Raw genomic sequence first — 20,634 nt, 5'->3', positions numbered from 1 at the left:
GGTAGAACCGATGCCACGTGCGGCAGTCCTTGGTAGCCCCATCGAGCACTCACTGTCTCCGGTGCTCCACAATGCTGGCTACGAGGCTGCTGGGCTCGAAGGTTGGGACTACACCCGCTTTGAAACGGCTGCGGAGGGCTTGCCGGATCTGGTGAGGGGGAGTACCCCTGAGTTCGTAGGGTTCTCCGTCACCATGCCGGGTAAGTTCGCCGCCCTCCGCTTTGCGGATACCGTAAGCGAGCGCGCACAGCTGATAGGTTCCGCAAACACCCTGGTGCGTAAAGAAGAAGGGTGGTTTGCAGACAATACCGACACCGAAGGCGTGCGTGGCGCGCTCATAGAACTTTTGGGGGATTCCCCCGCACGGCACGCGATGCTCATTGGAGCTGGGGGCACAGCGCGTCCAGCTTTGTGGGCGCTGGCTGAGCGCGGAGTGTCTACCGTCACCGTGCTCAATCGCTCGGACCGTAGCGCCGAGCTACGGCCACTTGCCCAAGAGCTGGGACTGGAGCTTTCTTTCACCGGTTTCGATGGTGACCTATCTGCACTGTCTCGCGCAGCCGATGTCATTGTATCCACCGTTCCCGCCGCTGCGGTGGAGGACTGCGTCTTCGACATCGCCCACGCACCGGTGCTCGACGTCATTTATGATCCCTGGCCCACGCCGCTGACCACGTGCGCGGCGGCCAACGGGTACAAGTCCGTCGGCGGACATGTCATGCTCGCATATCAAGCATTTAGCCAGTTCGAGCAATTTACCGGCGTGGCCGCACCGCGGGAAGAGATGCTAAATGCATTGAATGAGGAATTGCAGCGGCGGTCGCAAACTGTCAAATAAAACGAGGCCTGGACAAGTGCGGGCTATCCTTCGCGTCTGGCTCACGCTGCACAATTCGCCCTCTGAGTGAAAGCCTCGAGCGCTAGGCGGTACCTCGCTTTACTCTAAGTCCCGTGTTGATCTTTGGGGGAATTGTTTATTGCCTTTGGGCCGCGGCGCTGTCTTGGTGGGACTTGCGGCATCGCCGCTTGCCCGACTGGTTGACGCTGCCAGCCGCTGCGTTGTCACTTGTACTTGCCAACTGGGGCGGGCTGTGGTGGCCGGGGATATACCTCGTGCTTGGGCTGGCCCATGCAGGGGTGGGTGGCGGCGATATTAAGCTGGCCGTGCCCTTGGGGATGCTGGTAGGGCATTTTGCTGGGTTTATAGGGGTGGTGGCGGCGAGCGGCTGCGCGTCCCTGTTAACGCTCGGCTGGTCTGTGTGTGCTGGGCAGAAAGAAAGCGCGCATGGCCCCGCGATGTTATTGGCGGCGGCAATCGTCGTGGCTTGTGTTTACCCTTTTTGAGGGGGTGGAAGAATATATTGCGGGGCCAAGTTCATACCGGATTGGCCTCATCGTGCGATAATACCCGCATGCTTCGTTGGACTACTGCAGGTGAATCCCACGGCCAAGCTCTTATTTCTCTGCTGGAGCACATGCCCGCCGGGGTCCCAATTACCCGCGCCGATATTTCGCATCAGCTTTCCCGGCGCCGCCTTGGCTACGGCCGTGGCGCCCGCATGAAGTTTGAGGCTGATGAGGTTTCCGTGCTCGGCGGAGTCCGCCACGGGCTGACTCTGGGTAGCCCTATTGCCATCATGATTGGCAATACGGAGTGGCCGAAGTGGACCACCATCATGTCGGCCGATCCACTGGATATGGACGATGAAGAAAATATAAAGGCCATGAATTCTGGACGGGGTGCAGCCCTGACTAGGCCGCGTCCAGGCCACGCGGATTTTGCCGGAATGGTGAAATACCGCCATAGTGAAGCGCGCCCCATTCTGGAGCGTTCCTCCGCGCGTGAGACTGCAGCGCGTGTGGCTGCCGCTACCGTCGCGCGCAACTTCCTGCGCGAGACCCTCGGCATCGAGGTACTCTCCCACGTCATTTCTATTGGGGCTTCTGAGCCTTATGAGGGCCCTGCGCCGGCGTTCGCGGACATCGAGGCTATCGATGATTCACCCGTGCGCGCCTGTGATAAGGAGGCAGAGGCCTCCATGATTGCAGAAATCGAAACCGCCAAGAAACAAGGCGATACCTTGGGCGGCATCGTCGAAGTCGTGGTAGATGGCCTGCCTATTGGACTGGGCTCGCACATTTCCGGCGATGACCGTTTGGATGCGCAATTAGCCAGCGCTTTGATGGGCATTCAAGCTATCAAGGGCGTGGAAATCGGTGATGGCTTCGCAGAGGCTCGGCGGCGCGGCTCCGCTGCTCACGATGAAATGGTGCGTACCGCTGAGGGCATTTCCCGCCTCACCAATCGCGCAGGTGGCCTCGAAGGCGGCATGACTAATGGGCAGCAGCTTCGTGTCCGGGCGGCGATGAAACCAATCTCTACCGTCCCGCGCGCATTGCGCACCGTTGATATGGAATCCGGCGCCGAGGCAACTGCCATTCACCAGCGCTCCGATGTCTGCGCGGTTCCGGCGGCCGGCGTCGTAGCAGAAGCCATGGTTGCCCTTGTTCTTGCGCGCGCTGTGCTTGAGAAATTCGGCGGAGATAGCCTCGAAGAAACCTCTCAGGCTATTGCCGCGTATGATAGATACGTTTCGGACCGCCTTGCTTTTGACCAGGAGTAAGTTATGACCACCCCAACCGCCGTTACGGGCCAACCCCGCCCACGCGTTGTTTTGGTTGGCCCGCCAGGCGCGGGTAAATCCACACTTGGCCGCCGCCTATCCCATGCCCTGAGCTGTGAATTTACTGACTCTGACCACCTTATTGAACAGGCACAAGCAAAGCCTTGCGGGGAAGTCTTTAGCGAGCTCGGTGAGCAGGACTTCCGTGCGCTTGAAGCGCAACACGTTGCGGCCGCGTTGCGTACCGATGGGGTCGTAAGTCTCGGCGGCGGGGCAGTGCTCACGGAGTCCACTCGTGACCTCCTGGAGCGGCACACGGTAATTTTTTTGGATATTTCCCCTGAAGAAGGAGCAAGGCGCACCTCCGGTGATAGCAATCGGCCGGTTCTTGCAGCCGCTGACCCCCTCGAACATTACCGAAACCTAGTGGACGTGCGGCGCCCGTATTACCAGGAGGTTGCCGATTATCGAGTGCGCACAGATACCCGAACCCCGCAGCAGGTAGTAGGCGATATTCTCGGTTTCCTCGATACCCTTTAGCTGCCCGCTGCGCTCGTACTTGTTCCTCGCCACACTGCCTCGGCGGCGAACGGAAAGGACCACCATGCCCACCATTGCCGTTAATGGACCGCAGCCTTATAAAGTTCGCATTGGCGCCGGTCTCAATGAAGACATCGCGCAGCGCTGCGCGGAGATTGGCGCTAGCCGGGCAGGCATTGTCTTCCAACCGCCGCTGCGCGCCGCCGCCGAGCACCTAGCGGAACTCGTTGGGACCCAGGGGGTCGTGCCCGTGCTCATTGAGGTTCCCGATGCTGAGGCGGCCAAGCAGCTCAGCGTCGTTGGCGGTGTATGGGACAAGCTGGGGGAGAACGGCTTTAACCGGCGTGACGTCATCATCGGCCTAGGCGGTGGTGCCACCACCGATATGGCGGGGTTTGTGGCGGCTGGGTGGATGCGTGGCATCAAGATTATCCAGGTGCCTACAACGCTATTGGCCATGGTTGATGCCGCCGTGGGCGGCAAAACCGGCATCAATACGGCGGCCGGGAAGAATCTTGTCGGCGCCTTTCACGAGCCGGATTCCGTCTTTGTGGACCTAGAGCGCCTTGACACCCTGCCCGAGGCGGAAATCGTTGCCGGTTCGGCGGAGATCATCAAAACTGGTTTCATCCATGACCCGGTAATTCTGGAACGCTATGAGGACAACCCTGGGGCCTGCGTGGACCCGCAGGGCTTCTTGCCAGAATTAATAGAACGCTCCATCGCAGTAAAAGCCGCCGTGGTAAGCCAAGACTTGAAAGAGTCAGGTATGCGCGAAACGCTGAACTACGGCCACACTTTTGGCCATGCTGTAGAGCGCCATGAGAACTACGAATGGCGCCATGGCAACGCGGTGGCAGTGGGCATCATGTTTATCGCCCACCTGTCGCATTCCCGCGGCCTCATTGATGCTCAACTGGTGGAAAAGCACCGCCGGATCCTGCACAGCATTGGGCTTCCCACGCGGTATAAGGCAGGCCATTTCGCCGACCTGTATGAGGCCATGACCCATGATAAGAAGAACAGGGACGGCCAAATTCGGTTTGTGGCCTTGACTGGGGTGGGTGAGACCACCCGCCTGGAAGGCCCTGACTTGGACGAGCTCGAGGCGGCCTACGCCGCGATTTCGGAGTAGAAGATGAAGATTATTGTTCTCAACGGCCCGAACTTAAACCGCTTGGGAAAGCGACAACCGGATGTCTACGGCTCAACCACCTTGGCCGATGTGGAGCGCATGATTGCCTCGCGTGCCGCCGAACACGGGGTAGAGGTGGAATGTTTTCAATCCAACCATGAGGGCGAGCTCATTGAAGAGGTACATGCCGCCGCGGATGCGGGCTATCCCGTGATTATCAACCCTGGCGGGTTTACCCATACCTCGGTGGCTTTGCGCGATGCCCTGGCTGAAGTGGCGGAGGGAGCCGGATTCGTCGAAGTGCATATCTCCAATGTGCATGCACGCGAGCCCTTCCGCCATCACTCCTATCTCAGTCCGATTGCCCGCGGTGTGATTGCTGGCTTGGGGGTCTTTGGTTATGTTGCGGCAGTGGACTACCTCTGCCAATAGAAGCGTCCCACTGGGCTTCGTGGCGTCCGGGCGGAAAGAAAACGGCCCGACCGCGGTGGCAAGGTCGATATACTGGGTGAATACTTTCAACACCGCAGTCAACCCAGGAGGATTAAATCATGGCTTTGGCAGATACCCGCTTTAGTGACCGGCGCCGCAAGCTTGCCGCGACACTGGCCAGCCAGCGCATCGATGCCGTTTTAGTAACCCACCTCACGCATGTGCGTTATCTTTCGGGGTTTTCCGGATCCAATGGTGGTCTGCTTTTGCGCAAGGATCTTTCCGCACAGGTTGCTACCGATGGCCGCTACACCACGCAGATTTCCCGCGAGGTCCCTGATCTGGAAGCTATTCAGGGGCGCGCTGTAGGCAAGGTGCTCCTGCAGCAATTCGCCGATGTGCAAGGACCGGTCCGCGTGGGCTTTGAGGCAGACTACCTGACGGTATCTGAATTGAAGGAACTCGAAGATTCGGCCCCAGAGTCAGTCACCTTGGTCCCCGTTACTGGCGTGATTGAAGATATTCGGCTGTTTAAAGACCCACTCGAGCTGGAAAAGCTGGAGGAAATTGCCGCGCTGGCTAATCAGGCGCTGGAGGATCTCCTGGCCGCAGGCGAGCTGCGTGCCGGCCGCACGGAGCGCCAGGTGGCTGCCGATTTGGAGTACCGGATGCGCATGCTCGGCTCGGAGCGGGTGAGCTTCGATACCATCGTCGCTTCCGGTCCCAATTCGGCCATGCCACACCATGGTGCGGACGATCGGGTCATCGAGGACGGAGATTTGGTGACCATCGACTTCGGTGCGCATCTGCGGGGGTTCAACTCCGACTGCACGCGCACTTACGTCGTGGGCGCGGCGAATGACTTTGCTAAAGAAATTTATGATGTGGTGCTACGCGCCCAGAAAGCGGGCGTGGCAGCGTCGGTGCCGGGCGCTAAGCTTGCCGACGTCGACGCAGCTTGCCGCGACATTATTTCCGCCGCCGGCTATGGCGATTACTTTGTGCACTCGACTGGCCACGGAGTAGGCCTCGACGTACACGAGGCGCCCTTCGCCGCCCAGACCGGGAAGGGCGAACTGGCCGCGGGCATGACCTTGACCATCGAGCCGGGCATTTACGTGCCTGGCAAGGGCGGTGTGCGCATCGAAGATACTCTTATCATTACCGATGGCGCGCCGAAGATCATCACCGCCGCGACGAAGGAGTTTACCGAGCTACCCGCCTAGTGGCTGAGCACCTTGGAGTTGAGCAGCTGGGCGACGTTGCGGTTGCCCAGGTGCGTGAGGTGGTTGAAAAGGTTGTGCGGTACGGAGTACTCCCACTTGCCGGAAATCCAGCGTGTGCTATCCGGCGCACACATGCCATGGTTGATGGAATCGGCGCGTAGGTCGTAGTACTGGACACCGTTGGCACGTGCTGCCTTGTACATCGCGCTATTGACTTGGTCCTCGCCGGTGCGCACTAGGCCTGCATAATCCAGATTAAAACCGGCGTCGGTGGAACCCGGCGCAGACGTGCGTATTGGGCATACGGCGCCGTTACGGGCGGAGATGGCGGGATACCCTACCACGGTGATGTGCGCATGAGGCGCGGCCTGACGGACGCGCTGGATGGAACGCTTCATGCCGTCAAAATAAGGATTGGCGGAAGACAGCGATGGCCGCAAAATTTCCTGGAGGTCGTTGGCGCCGAACTGAATCAAAACATTCTTGGTCGCACCATTGAGATCGTTATTGGCAATGGCCCCGTTTATCTGCTCCTCGAAGTCCTTGCGGTGCGACTGGCCGGCGGCTTTCGCGGCAGAACAGGCGTAGTTGGCTACGTGCTGGCCAGAAACCCGCTCAAGTTCGCGGCCTACATTGCTGTGACCCTGCGGGCAGCCCTGCGGGGAAGGTGCACCCGGGGTGTCTTCAATGCCATGGGTAGCAGACGAGAGAGCAGTGTCTGCTGCGGGGGACAGGCTGGAGGTTGTCCCGATCTGGCCATAGGTAGGGTTAGCGAAGATAGAATCGCCGAACATCACGGTTTGGGCATCCGCCGCCAATGCTTGGGGAGCGCTAAGTGCTGCTAAAGCTGCGCCAGTCACGGTAGCCACAGCAGAAAGCTTCTTGAAAGGCATCGCAAAAATCCTTGGTAGAAATGTGAAAAATTAATACGGCAAGACTGTACCGTACAGCCAGTTATCGTTGGATAAAAACCATTACGTGTCTGTTCTCCACCTGCTGCGTATGGTCACAAGCTGCGGAAGTTTCTCTTTTAGCCAAGATAGGGCAGAAGTGTGGGGCGGAAATGGGGGACCAGTAATACCCCGAAAGGCAGTTGTCCGGTAGGCTTGATCATTGTTTTCAACCTTTAGTCCACAATTTCGGGAGTTTAACCGCAATGGCTGATACTACTGATTTCAAGAACGGCCTCGTTCTGAAGATCGACAACAAACTGATGCAGATCGTTGAGTTCCAGCACGTAAAGCCGGGCAAGGGCCCAGCCTTCGTGCGTACCAAGCTTAAGGATGTTGTCTCCGGCAAGACCGTGGACAAGACCTGGAACGCAGGCGTGAAGGTAGAGACCGCTACCGTGGACCGCCGCGATATGACCTACCTCTACAACGATGGCACCAGCTACGTCGTCATGGATGAGAAGACCTTTGAGCAGTTCGAGCTCCCGCCGGAGAAGTTTGGCGATGCCGCTCGCTTCCTGCTGGAGAACATGCGCGTACAAGTTTCCTTCTACGAGGATGAGGCGCTGTTCGCAGAGCTGCCTATTTCCGTAGACCTCAAGGTCGAGCACACCGAGCCTGGCCTGCAGGGTGACCGTTCCTCCGGCGGCACTAAGCCTGCCACCTTGGAGACCGGCGCGGAGATCCAGGTTCCGCTGTTTATCGAGATCGGCAATGTTCTCAAGATCGATACCCGCACCGGTGAGTACCTCTCCCGCGTCAACAACTAGGGCATCTGGCTGTGTCTGATAACACCCCTAAGCGCGACATTAACTACAAGCGGCACACCGCGCGCTATCGTGCACGTCGCCGCGCCGCGGACATCCTATACGAAGCTGAGAATCGAGACATCGATCCCGTAGCCATCGTGGAGGACCGCATCGCTTTGGCGCGCGAGGATCGCAATGCGGTAGCGCCGATTGCCGAGTACACCAAGGTCATTATCAAGGGGGCAGCGGAAGAGCTTGATGTCATCGATGAGACTATCTCTCGCTACCTTTCCGAGGACTGGGAGCTACACCGCATTCCTGCAGTAGATCGTGCTATCCTGCGCGTTTCGGTCTGGGAACTGCTCTTCAATCCCGATATTCCTACTGCTACCGCTGTAGTAGAAGGCGTCGAAATCGCCTCTCAGTACTCCAATGAGCAGGCGGCACCGTATATCCACGCGGTATTGGACGATGTGGCGCAGTCCCGCTCCGCCGAAAGCCCAATGTCTGCAGAACACCAGGGCCTAGAAGAAGACGGGCACGATACTGCTGCGGATGAAGACACGACGGATACCGTGTCCCCGGTCGAATCAGCAGAGACTGCGGGCAACGCAGCCGCAACTGATGAGGCCTCCGCACCAGCGGAAGACTCGGCCCAGTAATACCGGCGAGTAGTAGCCGCGCCCCTTAGCGTGAGCCATTTTCCGTCCGCAGCTGGCTTGGTTGAAATACCAGGCTGGCTGCGGGCGGTATTTTTGTACCATGGTAGGCATGGGCAAATTTAAGATTCATGATGCACTGGGCCTGAGGGCAGGGAGGAATTTCCGCCTCGCTGATGTGGACCCCACCACTACACCAGGCTTCAGTGGCTCCAAATCTGACCTAGCTGATCGTTTCGGGCATTACGATGAAGAGCTTTACGACCTTCAGGAGCGTCTCTTTGCCAATGGCCGCGCCCACGAAGAAGGCGCTCCTTCCTTGCTCGTAGTTTTACAAGGAATGGACACCTCCGGCAAAGGCGGCGCCATCCGTAATGTCTTTTCGGTCTTTGACCCGCAGGGCACCAAAACTGTCGGCTTTGGTAAGCCGACAGAGGAGGAGCTGGAGCACGACTTTTTGTGGCGCATTCGCAAACATGACCCCGTGCCGGGCCAGATTGTGGCCTTCGACCGCTCCCATTATGAAGATGTGCTCATCCAGCGGGTGCATAAATGGGTAGACGAAGACGAAGTGGACTGCCGTTTTGCAGCCATCCGGGACTATGAGCAGGAACTTGCCGGCCAAAACGTCAAGATCTTAAAGATATTCCTGCATATCTCTCCACAGTTCCAAAAAGAAAACTTGCTTGAGCGCACCGAACGCGAGGACAAATATTGGAAATACGACCCATCCGATATTGAGGAGCGCGGATACTGGGACGAGTACATGGCTGCTTATGAAGATGCCATTCGCCGAACGGATGAAATCTGGGCACCGTGGTACGTAATCCCCACAGACAATAAGAAATATGCCCGCATGGCGCTGAAATTCCTCATCGTGGACGCGTTGCGCCACCTAGAGCTTTCTTGGCCCGCACCGAATTTTGATCCGGAAGAAGAACGCCAACGCATTCTCGACGCCGAGTAATTGTGCACAAAAAGCTCCCTTTCTGCCGCCTTTTCCATGTGAGGAACGGCGGGCTCAGGGAGCTTGGTTCTTTGGCGGGCTTAGCTAACTCGTGGCATCTCCAGCACCCGAGTTATCGCCTTCCGTGCTGGCCTTGCCAGCAGTTTCGGAGCCAAGCTTGGCCATCTCTTCTGCAGCAGAGACCATGGCGTCCTGCCCACGAATTACGCCGTCTACTGCAGATTTTAAGGCTGCCTGCAGCTGTTCGTCATTCATACCAGCGGCAGCGGGGATATCGCGCTCGGTGCGCACGACGAGCATGTCATCGTGCTCTGAGATAACCGCGCGCGCACCGAAAGCTACCGAGTTGATCTGGTTTGCAGCCAAGAATAGGCCAGCGTCGGCCTTGGAATAGGCGGCGTCGGTAGGCACGTCGCAGCGAACGATAACAACGGAGTCTAGTACCGCGAACATGGTAGGCAGACCATTGAGGTTAGCGGTGGCCGCCTCGATATCTGCATCCATTGTGGTCAGCTCGATATCGAAGGCGCGCATCGCCTCGATAACGCGGTCCAGGCTGATTTCTGGCAGGTTATTTTCCGTAGATGCATTAGTCATGGTTGTGCTCCTCCCAGGTCACGAGCTGTGGGTAATGTTCCTCGACGAAGGCGAAGGACTGCAGCATGGAGTCCAGGGTGGACATCACAAAGGAACCAATCTGGTTTCGGGAAAGGCCGTGCTCCACATTAACTTCGCGCACACCGGAGACCGCGAGATTGTTTTCTGCGGATTCGAAAAAGCGCAGGGTCGGTGCAAAGTGCTGCTGGTTCCACTGGTTGAGAACCATCAGCAGGCTTGGTCCCTCAGAAGAAGGGACGTTGCCGCGCCAGACAGAATCGGCGACAAGGACGTTATCGCGAACCTGCATAGCAATGGCAACATTGGAAAAGCCGGTACGCAGGATACGTACGGTCTCGTCCTCGCCTACAGGCTGCTCTTCTAGGCGGTACTCGAGGTTTTCGGACTCAAAGATCTCACCAATACGCTCGAGAGTAACGGGCTCTACCGGCGTATCGGGATACAGTGTTGGTTCTTCAGACACTTAAACAGTCTCAATCCATGTACTAATCGGGGTTAAGGTCAACCCTTCCTAGCCTACCTAACTACACCCGTGCTTTCCGGCAGGAGAAGAACACCGCAGGTCTTGCTCGGAAGTTATATCGGGGTGGTGCAGTACGTGCGCGTTGCCGCAAAGAGCTGCGATGGTGAATCACTGCCCACAACCTTTGGCTGACCGACAAATTGCGTCGCACTCCGGTGGCGCTGCGCCAAACGTGTCTGGGGCGTCCACGGGGAGTGGCCCGCAACTAGCAGAGGCTTTCGCCACCCAGTTCATGCGCCAAGGCGGCGTCGATAGTGGAGTAGCGGAAGCTATGACCGAGCTCGGTGAGCACGGTGGGGGCTACGCGCTGTTCTGCCAAGGCTAACTCCTGGGCGCCCTCGCGCCCGAGCAAGAGCGCAGGACCAAAGGAGGGCACGGGCACAATAGCCGGCCGGTGGAGTTCTTTGCCCAATGCAGCCACAAAATCCTTATTGAGCACAGGATTGGGGGAGGCCGCATTGACCGGGCCGGCAAGCGAATCATCCACAATGGCGCGGAAATAGGCATCCGTGAGGTCATCGATGGCAACCCAGCTAAACCAGAATTCCCCATCGCCAAAGGGGCCACCCAGTCCGGTGGAGAAGAGGGCTCGGAGCAGCGGCAGTAGGCCGGAGCCGCCTGACATGGCAATGCCGGTGCGGATATTGACTACGCGGGTGCCCGCTGCGCGGGCGGGTTCGCAGGCGTCCTCCCACTGGCGCACGACATCGGCTAAGAATCCCTCGCCCGGTTCGGAGTCCTCAGTTAAGACTTCCTCGCCCCGGTTTGCGCCATAAAAGCCGATAGCAGAGGCACAGACCATGGCTTTTACGGATGGCGTTTCGCCGGCGATGCGAGCCAAGCTCCGGGTAGGGCCCACGCGGGAATCCCGAATGGCAGCCTTGTGTTCCTCATTAAAACGGCCGAAGATGGGCTCGCCCGCAAGGTGGACAAGGACGTCCACGCCGTCTAGCAAGTGCGGATCGGGGAGGTTGGTATTCCAGTGGCGCTGGCCACTGCCCGCCTTACCACGCACGAGCTGGATCACTGTATGGCCGGCGGTACGTAGTTGCGCGGTAAGCGCCGTGCCGACACTGCCGCGCGAACCTGTCATCGCAATGGTCAATGGTTGGGTATTAAGTCCTGCATCGCGCAGCCGCTTGAAGAAGGCAAAGTCTTCAATCAGCTGATGCTGACGATAGGCAAAGACTGATTTCAATGCGGCGGAAGGAACGCGCGTGTCCACCTCATCCGTCACCCGGGTACCGGCTGGGTCCTCGGCGAAGGTGTGGGTGTGGCGCCACTGAGTCAGCTGGCGCAGCGGGGAATTGACGCACTCATCACTAAAGGAATAACCCTCCTGGTAACGGGACAACACATGTTGTGCCTTCCACTGCAGGCCACCAGGCAAGCGCAGAATCGAAGTGCCATCACCCAGGCTCTGTGCTTGTTGCACTGGGGTCATAAAGGCGAACGGGGCGTTGAGCCGGGTGAGAGCACCTGGGCGGGTATGCCAGGCCCAGACATCTGTGCGGGGTGCAGGGACTACGTGCTGTACAGAAAAACTCACCGTCGATGTACCTTTCTGGGTTGCCTCACCCGAATGGCGGGTGGGGTGCTAAAGTATCTTGTGTCTAACACCATAGACACTTTTGAGACCATCTATCGGCATCCTTTAAAGACCGCACCGTGAGGCGGGGAAGGAGGTCACGATGAGTGAAACTAACGCTACCGCGAAACAATTGGAGCTTTTAAGCTCCGATGATGTCTCGCGTACCGTTGCACGCATCGCGCACCAGATCATTGAAAAAACGGCGCTCGATTCCGCGGAGGCTCCGCGGGTCATTCTGCTTGGCATTCCCTCTGGTGGCGTGCCGCTAGCACAGCGTCTTGCACTTAAGATCGCAGAATTTTCCGGGGTAGAAGTCCCATGGGGCTCCCTCGATATCACCCTCTACCGCGATGATTTGCTCAATAAGCCGCATCGCGCATTGCAACCCACCACCATTCCTACCGGCGGTATCGATAACGCGATTGTCATCCTGGTTGATGATGTTTTGTATTCCGGCCGCACGATTCGCGCCGCCCTTGATGCGCTAAGCGACGTTGGCCGGCCCGATATTATCCAGCTCGCAGTTCTGGTAGACCGCGGCCACCGCGAAGTTCCCATCCGCGCAGATTATGTGGGCAAAAACCTGCCTACCGCGCGAGAAGAAGACGTCACCGTATATAACAATGAGATTGACGGTCGAGACGCAGTCGTGCTGACCCGAGCTGCCGTCAACCTCGATGCCGCAGGCACTGAGAAGGGGGAGGCATAACCATGAAGCACCTCATCGATATGGCGGAGCTCGATAAGGCTGAAATTATCGGCCTGATGGATGAAGCGGATCGCTTCCGCGAGGCCCTCGAAGGTCGCGAAGTTAAAAAGCTTCCTACCTTGCGCGGGCGCACCATCTATACGCTTTTTTATGAAAACTCCACTCGCACCCGTTCCTCCTTTGAAACGGCCGGCAAGTGGATGTCGGCGGACGTCATCAACCTATCCGCCTCCACCTCCTCGGTAAAGAAGGGCGAGTCCCTGAAGGATACGGGCCTTACCTTGGCCGCCATCGGCGCCGATGCGATCATCATGCGTCACCCTTCCTCTGGTGCACCGCAGCAGCTGGCCCAGTGGGTAGCCCCTGAGGGCAAGGGCCCCTCCGTTATCAACGCCGGTGATGGCGCCCACCAGCACCCAACGCAGGCGCTGCTTGACGCGGTAACCATGCGGCAACGACTCGGCTTGCAGGGCGAGCAAGGCTTTGCCGGTCTCAAAGTGAAAATTGTGGGCGATTGCCTGCACTCGCGCGTGGTGCGCTCTAACGTGGATTTGCTTAACACGCTGGGGGCAGAGGTAACCCTCGTGGGGCCAGCTACGCTCATGCCCTTCGGGGTGGAGAATTGGCCCGTGCGCGTGTCCTATGACTTTGATGCAGAGATCGCCGAGGCCGATGTGGTCATGATGCTGCGCGTGCAGCAAGAACGCATGAATGGCGGTTTCTTCCCGTCCCACCGCGAATACGCCAACCTCTTCGGCCTGTCCAAGGACCGCGCGGCGGCAATGCACAAAGACGCCATTGTCATGCACCCTGGCCCTATGCTGCGCGGCATGGAGATCAACTATGGCGTGGCTGATCTGGATAAAACCGCCGTCCTGCAGCAGGTACACAACGGCGTGCACGCCCGCATGGCCGTGCTGTTTACGCTGCTGACCAATGGCGAAAACGCCGGCATTTAATATCGCGACCCGCAATCAACCTTAGGGAGAGAAAATGACTACTTACCCAGAAACCGGTCGCCTTTCCGCGCCGGCGGAATCCCCACTTGTGATTAAGAATGTGCGCTTGTATGGCGAAGGCGAGCCCACCAGTGTGCTGGTTAAAGATGGCGTTATTTCAGCCATTGGCGGTGACGTTGCGGCACAAGACGCTAAGGTCATTGATGGCGAGGGCAACGTTCTGCTACCGGGGCTCGTAGATATGCACGTGCACCTGCGCGAGCCCGGCCGTGAGGACACCGAAACCATCGAGACCGGCTCCAAGGCTGCCGCTAAGGGTGGTTTCACCGCCGTGTTTACTATGGCCAATACCAACCCGGTGACCGATCAGCCGATCATCGCGGAATCAGTGTGGGCTAAATCCCAGGCCTTAGCGCTGTGCGACGTCCACCCAGTGGGCTCTATTACCAAGGGCCTGGAGGGCAAGACCCTTACCGAGTTTGGCATGATGGCCCGCTCGGATGCCAAGGTCCGCATGTTCTCCGATGATGGCAAGTGCGTCCAGGACCCGCAGCTGATGCGTCGCGCCTTGGAATACGCCAAGGGTATGGATGTACTGCTGGCTCAGCACGCCGAGGATGACCGCATGACCGGGGGTGCTTCGGCCCACGAAGGCGAGACCGCAGCCAAACTAGGCCTGCGCGGTTGGCCGCGCGTGGCGGAAGAATCTATCGTCGCCCGCGATGCCCTCTTGGCGCGCGACTATGGCAATCGCGTACACATTTGTCACGCGTCCACTCAGGGAACCGTGGAGCTACTCAAGTGGGCCAAGGAGCAGGACATCCCGCTGACCGCTGAGGTCACCCCGCACCACCTGTTGATGACTGACGATAAGCTGCGCACCTACGATGGCCTCTTCCGCGTTAACCCGCCGTTGCGCGAGGAGCGCGATACCGAAGCCCTGCGCCAGGCGCTGCTCGACGGCACCATCGACTGCGTGGCCACTGACCATGCCCCGCACGGCTCCGAGGACAAGTGCGTGGAGTTTGAAAATGCCCGCCCAGGCATGCTGGGCCTGGAATCTTCCCTGGCCGTTATCGCCAAAATCTTCGTTGAGACCGGGCTGGCCGATTGGCGTTTTGTCGCCCGCGTCATGTCCGAGCGCCCGGCGGAAATCACCCGCCTGCCGGGTCACGGCCGTCCCATCGCAGAAGGCGAGCCCGCGAACTTGACCATTGTGGACCCAGCCCACCACTGGGTGTCTGATTCCTCCAAGCTGGCATCCAAGTCCGAAAACAACCCGTATGCAGGTGAAGAGTTCGGCGCCCGCGTTACCCACACCATTTTGCGAGGAGCCGTCACTTTTGACTTGGCAGCCTCCGAAGAAGACTAACCTTGCACACTGAGACCACCTATATGGCAGAGAAAGGCCACGACGTGACTGATAGAACCCCAGCAATCCTCGTTCTCGCGGACGGGCGCACCTTCCGCGGTTATGGCTTTGGTGCCACCGGCACCACCTTGGGTGAGGCCGTATTTACCACGGCGATGACCGGCTACCAGGAAACCATGACGGACCCGTCCTACCACCGCCAGATTGTGGTTTCCGCAGCACCGCATATTGGCAATACCGGGTGGAATGATGAGGACAATGAGTCCCATGGCAACCGTATTTGGGTTGCTGGCCTCGTTATCCGCGACCTCGCCCAGCGCGTATCCAACTGGCGCGCAGAGCGCAGCCTGAGTGAAGAGATGGAGAAGCAGGGCGTCATCGGTATTCGCGGTATTGATACCCGCACCTTGGTACGCCATCTGCGCAACTACGGCTCTATCGCCGCCGGGCTCTTTTCCGGCGAGGATGCGCAGCGTCCAGTAGAGGAGCTGCTAAAGGAAGTAAAAGCCCAGGACTCCATGGAGGGCGCTGATCTCGCCGCGGAGGTATCTACGGACGAGCCCTACACGGTTGAGGCCGTGGGGGAGAAGAAGTACACCGTCGTTGCCTTTGATATGGGTGTGAAGACCGCGACTCCGCGCCACTTCTCCCAGCGCGGGATTGAGACCATCGTTGTGCCTGCAAATGCCTCCTTTGACAAGGTGAAGTCCTATAACCCGGATGGCGTCTTCGTCTCCAATGGCCCGGGCGACCCGGCTACGGCCGATGAGATGGTAGGCATCATCAAGCAAGTACTTGAAGCAAAGATTCCGTTCTTCGGCATCTGCTTTGGCAACCAGCTCCTCGGGCGCGCGCTGGGCCTGGATACCTACAAGATGAAGTTCGGTCACCGCGGCATCAACGTTCCGGTGCGCAATAACTTAACCGGCAAGATCGACATCACCTCGCAGAATCACGGCTTCGCGCTCAAGGCACCGGAAGGCTATGACCTAGACAGCAAGGACGCAGAGTTCGCCACGGACTTTGGCCCCGCGCAGGTCACCCACATCTGCCTCAATGACGACACCGTAGAGGGCGTTGCTTTGAAGAATGGCATGGCCTATTCCGTGCAGTATCACCCCGAGTCCGCAGCTGGACCGCACGATGCTAATCCACTTTTTGATCAGTTCGAAGAACTGATGGCTAACCACACCCCGAATAAGTAAACAACCAGGAAAAGGAAGAAAAACTATGCCAAAGCGCAACGACATCAACCACGTCCTGGTCATCGGCTCCGGCCCTATCGTCATCGGCCAGGCCTGCGAGTTCGACTATTCCGGCACGCAGGCCTGCCGCGTGCTCAAGGAGGAAGGCTTGAGGGTGACCCTGGTCAATTCCAACCCGGCCACCATCATGACGGACCCCGAGTTCGCGGACCACACTTACGTTGAGCCCATCGAGCCGGACTACATCGAAAAGATTCTGGTCAAAGAGCAAGAAGAGGGCCACCCCATTGACGCCGTGCTGGCCACCCTGGGCGGTCAGACCGCGCTGAATGCGGCGGTTCAGTTGGACCGCAAGGGGATTCTGGACAAGTACGGCATTGAGCTCATCGGCGCCGATATTGACGCCATTGAGCGCGGCGAAGACCGCCAGAAATTCAAGGATATTGTCGCCTCCATTGGCGGCGAGTCCGCTCGCTCCGCGGTATGCCACAACATGGATGAGGTACACGAGATCGTCGACAAGCTCGGCCTGCCCGTAGTGGTCCGCCCCTCCTTTACCATGGGTGGTTTGGGCTCAGGTCTGGCCTTCAATAGTGAGGACCTAGACCGCATTGCCGGCGGCGGCCTGGCCGCGTCCCCTGAGGCCAACGTGCTTATTGAGGAGTCTATTCTCGGCTGGAAGGAATACGAGCTCGAGCTCATGCGCGATGGCGACGACAACGTCGTGGTCGTGGCCTCCATCGAAAACGTTGACGCCCTCGGCGTGCACACCGGCGATTCCGTTACGGTTGCCCCAGCGCTGACCCTGACCGACCGTGAGTTCCAGAAGATGCGCGACCTTGGTATCGCGATTATCCGCGAGGTCGGCGTCGATACCGGTGGCTGCAATATCCAGTTCGCCGTCAACCCGGATGATGGCCGCATTATCGTCATCGAGATGAACCCGCGCGTGTCCCGTTCCTCCGCGCTGGCGTCCAAGGCCACCGGCTTCCCCATTGCCAAGCTGGCTGCCAAGCTCGCCATCGGCTACACCTTGGATGAGGTACAAAACGACATCACCGGCGAGACCAAGGCCGCATTCGAGCCCACCTTGGACTACGTCATTGTCAAGGCCCCGCGCTTTGCCTTTGAGAAGTTCCCAGGCGCAGACGATACCTTGACGACCACCATGAAGTCCGTGGGTGAGGCCATGGGAATTGGCCGCAACTACATCGCGGGCCTCAATAAGGTCATGCGTTCTTTGGAAAACAAGCCCAATGGCTTCTGGACCAAGCCAGATGAGTACTTCGCCGGCGAGCGCGCTGGTGACCTCAAGGCGGTACTCAAGGATCTAGAGCGCCCGACCGAGGGCCGCATGTACGACATTGAATTGGCCCTGCGCCTCGGCGCCTCGGTGGACGAGGTCCATGAGGCTTCCGGCGTAGACCCGTGGTTCATTGCTGAGCTGGCCACGTTGGTCGCCTTCCGCCAGGAGCTTATCGATGCCCCAGTGCTCACCGAGGAGCTGCTGCGCGAGGCCAAGGTCTTTGGGCTTTCCGACGCCCAGATTGCCGCCCTCCGCCCCGAATTCAACGGCGAAGATGGCGTACGCAGCCTGCGCTGGCGCATGGGTATCCGCCCTGTCTACAAGACCGTTGACACCTGTGCCGGCGAGTTCGAGGCACAGACCCCATACCACTACAGCTCCTATGAGCTTGATCCGGAAGCCGAGACCGAGGTTCGCCCCGCACCGGAGGGCTCCAAGGGTAAGGTCATTATTCTGGGCTCCGGACCGAACCGCATCGGTCAGGGTATCGAATTTGACTACTCCTGCGTGCACGCAGCTCTCGAGCTCTCGGAGCAGGGCTATGAGACCGTCATGGTCAACTGCAACCCAGAGACCGTGTCCACTGACTATGACACCGCGGACCGCCTCTACTTTGAGCCGTTGACCTTCGAGGACGTTATGGAGGTCTACCACGCGGAGGCCGCTTCCGGTGATGTTGCCGGCGTCATTGTTCAGCTCGGCGGCCAGACTCCACTGGGCCTTGCAGCCCGATTGGAGGAGGCAGGAGTACCAGTTGTTGGCACCAGCCCAGCAGCTATTGACTCCGCTGAGGACCGCGGCGAGTTTGGCAAGGTCCTCGACGAAGCCGAATTGGCAGCACCAGAGTATGGCACCGCCACCTCCTTTGCTGAGGCGCGCGAGGTTGCCTCCTCTATCGGCTACCCAGTATTGGTCCGCCCGTCCTATGTCCTGGGCGGCCGTGGTATGGAGATCGTCTACGACGAAAAGGCGCTGGAAGACTATATCGAGCGTGCTACCGAGCTTTCCCCGGACCACCCGGTCTTGGTGGACCGCTTCTTGGACTCCGCCATAGAGATCGACGTTGACGCACTCTGCGACGGCAACGAGGTCTACTTGGGCGGTGTGATGGAGCACATCGAGGAAGCCGGCATCCACTCGGGTGACTCTTCCTGTGCTCTGCCGCCTATGACGCTGGGGCCAGAGGATATCGAAAAGGTCCGCACCTCCACCCGACTTCTAGCGGAGGGTATTGGCGTCAAGGGCCTGATGAACGTTCAGTTCGCCCTGAAGGACGACATCCTCTACGTCATCGAGGCCAACCCACGTGCTTCCCGTACCGTGCCATTTGTCTCCAAGGCGACCGGCGTTCCACTAGCTAAGGCAGCTTCTCGCGTCATGATGGGCTCTACCATCGCGGACCTGCGCGCCGAAGGCATGATTCCTTCTGAATATGACGGTGGTTCCTTGCCGCTGGAGCACCCGATCGCAGTCAAAGAAGCGGTCTTGCCGTTTAACCGCTTCCGCCGGCCCGATGGCAGCCTGCTCGATACGCTGCTGTCGCCGGAAATGAAGTCCACCGGTGAGGTTATGGGCTTGGCTACCAACTTCGGTGCGGCCTACGCCAAAGGCGAAATCGCTGCCTTCGCCGTGCCGCCTACGGAGGGCACTATCTTCGTATCCGTCGCCAACCGGGACAAGCGCACCTTGATTTTCCCGATCCAGCGCTTGGCGAACATGGGTTACAACATCGTCGCTACCGCCGGTACGGCGCAGATGCTGCGCCGCAATGGCATCGAATGTGAGGTTGCCGCCAAGGTCTCTGAGGCTAAGGAAGGCGAAGAGTCCATCGTGGATAAGATCTTCAACGGTGAAATCGACTGGATTCTCAACACCCCTGCGGGCTCTGCAGGCGCGCGCCACGACGGTTACGATATCCGCGCTGCCGCGGTCCACATGGAAATCCCGCTGGTAACCACCGTGCAGGGCGTAACCGCAGCCGTCCAAGGTATCGAAGCGATGCGCATTGGCAACCTGCAGGTACGCGCGCTTCAGGAGCTTGAGCATGGCCCACAAAACTAAGGGATTTGGTGAGCTGCTTGAGGCAGCGGGCCAGGCGCGTGGTCGCCTCTGTGTGGGTATAGACCCGCATCCGTATCTGCTGGAAAAGTGGGGACTGGAGCCCACCGCTGATGGTCTGCGGACCTTCAGCATGCGCTGCGTAGAAGCCTTCAGCGATACCGCTGCCTTGGTAAAGCCGCAGGTTGCCTTCTTCGAGCGCTTCGGTTCCCAGGGGTTTGCGGTCCTCGAGGACGTCTTGGCGTCCCTACGCGAGGTGGGATGCCTGACCGTGGCCGATGCCAAGCGTGGCGATATTGGCTCGACCATGGCCGGCTACGTAGATGCTTGGCTAGGTGATAGCTCACCCCTGCGCGCAGATTCGGTGACCGTGTCTCCCTATCTAGGCGTTGGTGCGTTAGGCCCGGTGTTTAGCAAGGCCGAAGAAACCGGCCGCGGCGTATTCGTCTTGGCGGCTACCTCCAACCCGGAGGCACGTGCCATCCAAGCCGTCCCAGTAGGCGAGGAGAGCACCATCGCACAAGGAGTGGTCGATGAATGTGCCGCGCTCAATGTAGCGGCGCACAAGGCCGACAAGCCGGGAGACATCGGGGTAGTCGTTGGGGCTACTTTGGACAATCCACCTCGCCTGGATGCGCTCAATGGCCCGGTTCTTCTGCCAGGCGTTGGCGCCCAAGGTGCTGGCCCAGAGCAGGTGCACAGCATTGTCTCTGCTCGGCCATCGCTGGGATTCGCGAACGTGTCCCGAGCAGTATTGGAACAAGGACCTGCTGTCGCTGACCTGCGCAAAGCGGTGAATCGCGTGGCGCAGGAGTTCCGGGACTAAAAGGGGCGGCGTGGCAGATTACTGGCCGCGCTGCTTACCTGGTACTTTGTTTAAGGTATGTGCGGTGACGTGCTAAAATAGGCGTGCTTTTGGACCCGCTAATCGTCACCGTTCAATGAGCAGTGCTAGGATTACCAGAAGTCGGTTTGCCCGAAGGTTATTGATAACTTTCCGCGGTGTATAAA

General features: G+C 59.0%; 20 protein-coding genes. 16 read left to right on the top strand and 4 right to left on the bottom strand.

The features are described 5' to 3' along the window. Nucleotides 1–10: 10 nt before the first annotated feature. The 7 genes from WMQ00_RS03760 to WMQ00_RS03730 all read left to right on the top strand — a co-directional run bounded on the left by WMQ00_RS03760 (nucleotide 11) and on the right by WMQ00_RS03730 (nucleotide 5,957). Entirely contained in the window at nucleotides 11–838 is an 828-nt protein-coding gene (locus WMQ00_RS03760; protein WP_259824612.1) for a shikimate dehydrogenase, read from the top strand. 113 nt (nucleotides 839–951) lie between these two features. Continuing rightward, nucleotides 952–1,344, top strand: a complete 393-nt coding sequence (locus tag WMQ00_RS03755) for an A24 family peptidase (protein ID WP_284835367.1) — start codon at nucleotides 952–954, stop codon at nucleotides 1,342–1,344. 68 nt (nucleotides 1,345–1,412) lie between these two features. After that, the gene (gene aroC / locus WMQ00_RS03750) at nucleotides 1,413–2,624 is read left to right on the top strand and encodes a chorismate synthase (protein ID WP_284835366.1); all 1,212 of its coding nucleotides are present in this window, start codon (nucleotides 1,413–1,415) and stop codon (nucleotides 2,622–2,624) included. A 3-nt stretch (nucleotides 2,625–2,627) separates the two neighbouring features. Then, entirely contained in the window at nucleotides 2,628–3,164 is a 537-nt protein-coding gene (locus WMQ00_RS03745) for a shikimate kinase (RefSeq protein WP_023021461.1), read from the top strand. Nucleotides 3,165–3,228: 64 nt separating this feature from the next. Further along, nucleotides 3,229–4,299, top strand: coding sequence for a 3-dehydroquinate synthase (gene aroB, locus WMQ00_RS03740; protein WP_200287443.1), 1,071 nt, complete (start codon nucleotides 3,229–3,231; stop codon nucleotides 4,297–4,299). A gap of 3 nt (nucleotides 4,300–4,302) precedes the next feature. Beyond that, nucleotides 4,303–4,731 (top strand): type II 3-dehydroquinate dehydratase, encoded by a 429-nt coding sequence (aroQ, locus tag WMQ00_RS03735; RefSeq protein ID WP_200287445.1) that lies wholly within the window; start codon nucleotides 4,303–4,305, stop codon nucleotides 4,729–4,731. 119 nt (nucleotides 4,732–4,850) lie between these two features. Next, nucleotides 4,851–5,957 carry a M24 family metallopeptidase gene (locus WMQ00_RS03730; protein ID WP_086587596.1) on the top strand — a complete coding sequence of 369 codons (1,107 nt, stop codon included), beginning with the start codon at nucleotides 4,851–4,853 and terminating at the stop codon, nucleotides 5,955–5,957. Here the strand turns inward: WMQ00_RS03730 and WMQ00_RS03725 are convergent. Next, complete coding sequence (locus WMQ00_RS03725) at nucleotides 5,954–6,850, bottom strand: GDSL-type esterase/lipase family protein (protein WP_239207649.1); 897 nt, start codon at nucleotides 6,848–6,850, stop codon at nucleotides 5,954–5,956. The genes WMQ00_RS03730 and WMQ00_RS03725 overlap by 4 nt on opposite strands. 263 nt (nucleotides 6,851–7,113) lie before the next feature. On the opposite strand from WMQ00_RS03725, the gene efp reads away from it, so the two are divergent. The 3 genes from efp to WMQ00_RS03710 all read left to right on the top strand — a co-directional run bounded on the left by efp (nucleotide 7,114) and on the right by WMQ00_RS03710 (nucleotide 9,282). Further along, on the top strand, nucleotides 7,114–7,677 hold the full coding sequence (efp, locus tag WMQ00_RS03720; protein WP_023021466.1) for an elongation factor P: 564 nt from the start codon (nucleotides 7,114–7,116) through the stop codon (nucleotides 7,675–7,677). A gap of 11 nt (nucleotides 7,678–7,688) precedes the next feature. Further along, nucleotides 7,689–8,318 carry a transcription antitermination factor NusB gene (gene nusB / locus WMQ00_RS03715; protein WP_200287450.1) on the top strand — a complete coding sequence of 210 codons (630 nt, stop codon included), beginning with the start codon at nucleotides 7,689–7,691 and terminating at the stop codon, nucleotides 8,316–8,318. Nucleotides 8,319–8,427: 109 nt separating this feature from the next. After that, nucleotides 8,428–9,282, top strand: a complete 855-nt coding sequence (locus tag WMQ00_RS03710; RefSeq protein WP_340440676.1) for a PPK2 family polyphosphate kinase — start codon at nucleotides 8,428–8,430, stop codon at nucleotides 9,280–9,282. Between the two features lie 84 nt (nucleotides 9,283–9,366). Here WMQ00_RS03710 and WMQ00_RS03705 read toward each other — a convergent pair whose 3' ends face one another. The 3 genes from WMQ00_RS03705 to WMQ00_RS03695 all read right to left on the bottom strand — a co-directional run bounded on the left by WMQ00_RS03705 (nucleotide 9,367) and on the right by WMQ00_RS03695 (nucleotide 11,972). Beyond that, nucleotides 9,367–9,879 (bottom strand): YbjN domain-containing protein, encoded by a 513-nt coding sequence (locus tag WMQ00_RS03705; protein ID WP_239207652.1) that lies wholly within the window; start codon nucleotides 9,877–9,879, stop codon nucleotides 9,367–9,369. After that, nucleotides 9,872–10,363, bottom strand: coding sequence for a YbjN domain-containing protein (locus WMQ00_RS03700; RefSeq protein ID WP_239207653.1), 492 nt, complete (start codon nucleotides 10,361–10,363; stop codon nucleotides 9,872–9,874). The genes WMQ00_RS03705 and WMQ00_RS03700 overlap by 8 nt, the downstream gene beginning before the upstream one ends. 265 nt (nucleotides 10,364–10,628) lie before the next feature. Beyond that, nucleotides 10,629–11,972: a TIGR01777 family oxidoreductase gene (locus tag WMQ00_RS03695; protein ID WP_239207654.1), complete on the bottom strand. Its 1,344-nt coding sequence runs from the start codon at nucleotides 11,970–11,972 to the stop codon at nucleotides 10,629–10,631. Nucleotides 11,973–12,114: 142 nt separating this feature from the next. Between WMQ00_RS03695 and pyrR the strand changes: the two genes are divergently transcribed. The 6 genes from pyrR to pyrF are packed head-to-tail and all read left to right on the top strand — an operon-like array spanning nucleotide 12,115 to nucleotide 20,449. Then, nucleotides 12,115–12,723, top strand: coding sequence for a bifunctional pyr operon transcriptional regulator/uracil phosphoribosyltransferase PyrR (gene pyrR / locus WMQ00_RS03690; RefSeq protein ID WP_049360744.1), 609 nt, complete (start codon nucleotides 12,115–12,117; stop codon nucleotides 12,721–12,723). Between the two features lie 2 nt (nucleotides 12,724–12,725). After that, nucleotides 12,726–13,682, top strand: a complete 957-nt coding sequence (locus WMQ00_RS03685; RefSeq protein WP_340440675.1) for an aspartate carbamoyltransferase catalytic subunit — start codon at nucleotides 12,726–12,728, stop codon at nucleotides 13,680–13,682. A gap of 34 nt (nucleotides 13,683–13,716) precedes the next feature. Further along, nucleotides 13,717–15,054 (top strand): dihydroorotase, encoded by a 1,338-nt coding sequence (locus tag WMQ00_RS03680; RefSeq protein WP_023021474.1) that lies wholly within the window; start codon nucleotides 13,717–13,719, stop codon nucleotides 15,052–15,054. Between the two features lie 23 nt (nucleotides 15,055–15,077). Further along, a complete protein-coding gene (gene carA, locus WMQ00_RS03675; RefSeq protein WP_023021475.1) occupies nucleotides 15,078–16,259 on the top strand; it encodes a glutamine-hydrolyzing carbamoyl-phosphate synthase small subunit in 1,182 nt (393 codons plus the stop codon). 25 nt (nucleotides 16,260–16,284) lie between these two features. Continuing rightward, nucleotides 16,285–19,626 carry a carbamoyl-phosphate synthase large subunit gene (gene carB, locus WMQ00_RS03670; RefSeq protein ID WP_340440674.1) on the top strand — a complete coding sequence of 1,114 codons (3,342 nt, stop codon included), beginning with the start codon at nucleotides 16,285–16,287 and terminating at the stop codon, nucleotides 19,624–19,626. After that, nucleotides 19,610–20,449, top strand: a complete 840-nt coding sequence (gene pyrF, locus WMQ00_RS03665) for an orotidine-5'-phosphate decarboxylase (RefSeq protein WP_340440422.1) — start codon at nucleotides 19,610–19,612, stop codon at nucleotides 20,447–20,449. The genes carB and pyrF overlap by 17 nt, the downstream gene beginning before the upstream one ends. Nucleotides 20,450–20,634 lie beyond the last annotated feature (185 nt).

This window comes from Corynebacterium sp. KPL2825 (assembly GCF_037908445.1).
Lineage (GTDB): Bacteria > Actinomycetota > Actinomycetes > Mycobacteriales > Mycobacteriaceae > Corynebacterium > Corynebacterium kefirresidentii.
The sequence above is the reverse complement of the archived record's forward strand: the minus strand, read 5'-3'. Positions and strand labels throughout refer to the sequence as shown.

Excerpts from the sequence above, each read along its gene's own strand:
- WMQ00_RS03680 (WP_023021474.1), top strand. The coding sequence starts at position 13,717 with ATGACTACTTACCCAGAAACCGGTCGCCTTTCCGCGCCGGCGGAATCC.
- carA (WP_023021475.1), top strand. The coding sequence starts at position 15,078 with ATGGCAGAGAAAGGCCACGACGTGACTGATAGAACCCCAGCAATCCTC.
- aroQ (WP_200287445.1), top strand. The coding sequence starts at position 4,303 with ATGAAGATTATTGTTCTCAACGGCCCGAACTTAAACCGCTTGGGAAAG.
- WMQ00_RS03725 (WP_239207649.1), bottom strand. The coding sequence starts at position 6,850 with ATGCCTTTCAAGAAGCTTTCTGCTGTGGCTACCGTGACTGGCGCAGCT.
- WMQ00_RS03730 (WP_086587596.1), top strand. The coding sequence starts at position 4,851 with ATGGCTTTGGCAGATACCCGCTTTAGTGACCGGCGCCGCAAGCTTGCC.
- WMQ00_RS03710 (WP_340440676.1), top strand. The coding sequence starts at position 8,428 with ATGGGCAAATTTAAGATTCATGATGCACTGGGCCTGAGGGCAGGGAGG.
- efp (WP_023021466.1), top strand. The coding sequence starts at position 7,114 with ATGGCTGATACTACTGATTTCAAGAACGGCCTCGTTCTGAAGATCGAC.
- aroB (WP_200287443.1), top strand. The coding sequence starts at position 3,229 with ATGCCCACCATTGCCGTTAATGGACCGCAGCCTTATAAAGTTCGCATT.
- aroC (WP_284835366.1), top strand. The coding sequence starts at position 1,413 with ATGCTTCGTTGGACTACTGCAGGTGAATCCCACGGCCAAGCTCTTATT.
- pyrR (WP_049360744.1), top strand. The coding sequence starts at position 12,115 with ATGAGTGAAACTAACGCTACCGCGAAACAATTGGAGCTTTTAAGCTCC.
- pyrF (WP_340440422.1), top strand. The coding sequence starts at position 19,610 with ATGGCCCACAAAACTAAGGGATTTGGTGAGCTGCTTGAGGCAGCGGGC.
- WMQ00_RS03705 (WP_239207652.1), bottom strand. The coding sequence starts at position 9,879 with ATGACTAATGCATCTACGGAAAATAACCTGCCAGAAATCAGCCTGGAC.
- WMQ00_RS03685 (WP_340440675.1), top strand. The coding sequence starts at position 12,726 with ATGAAGCACCTCATCGATATGGCGGAGCTCGATAAGGCTGAAATTATC.
- WMQ00_RS03760 (WP_259824612.1), top strand. The coding sequence starts at position 11 with ATGCCACGTGCGGCAGTCCTTGGTAGCCCCATCGAGCACTCACTGTCT.
- carB (WP_340440674.1), top strand. The coding sequence starts at position 16,285 with ATGCCAAAGCGCAACGACATCAACCACGTCCTGGTCATCGGCTCCGGC.
- WMQ00_RS03745 (WP_023021461.1), top strand. The coding sequence starts at position 2,628 with ATGACCACCCCAACCGCCGTTACGGGCCAACCCCGCCCACGCGTTGTT.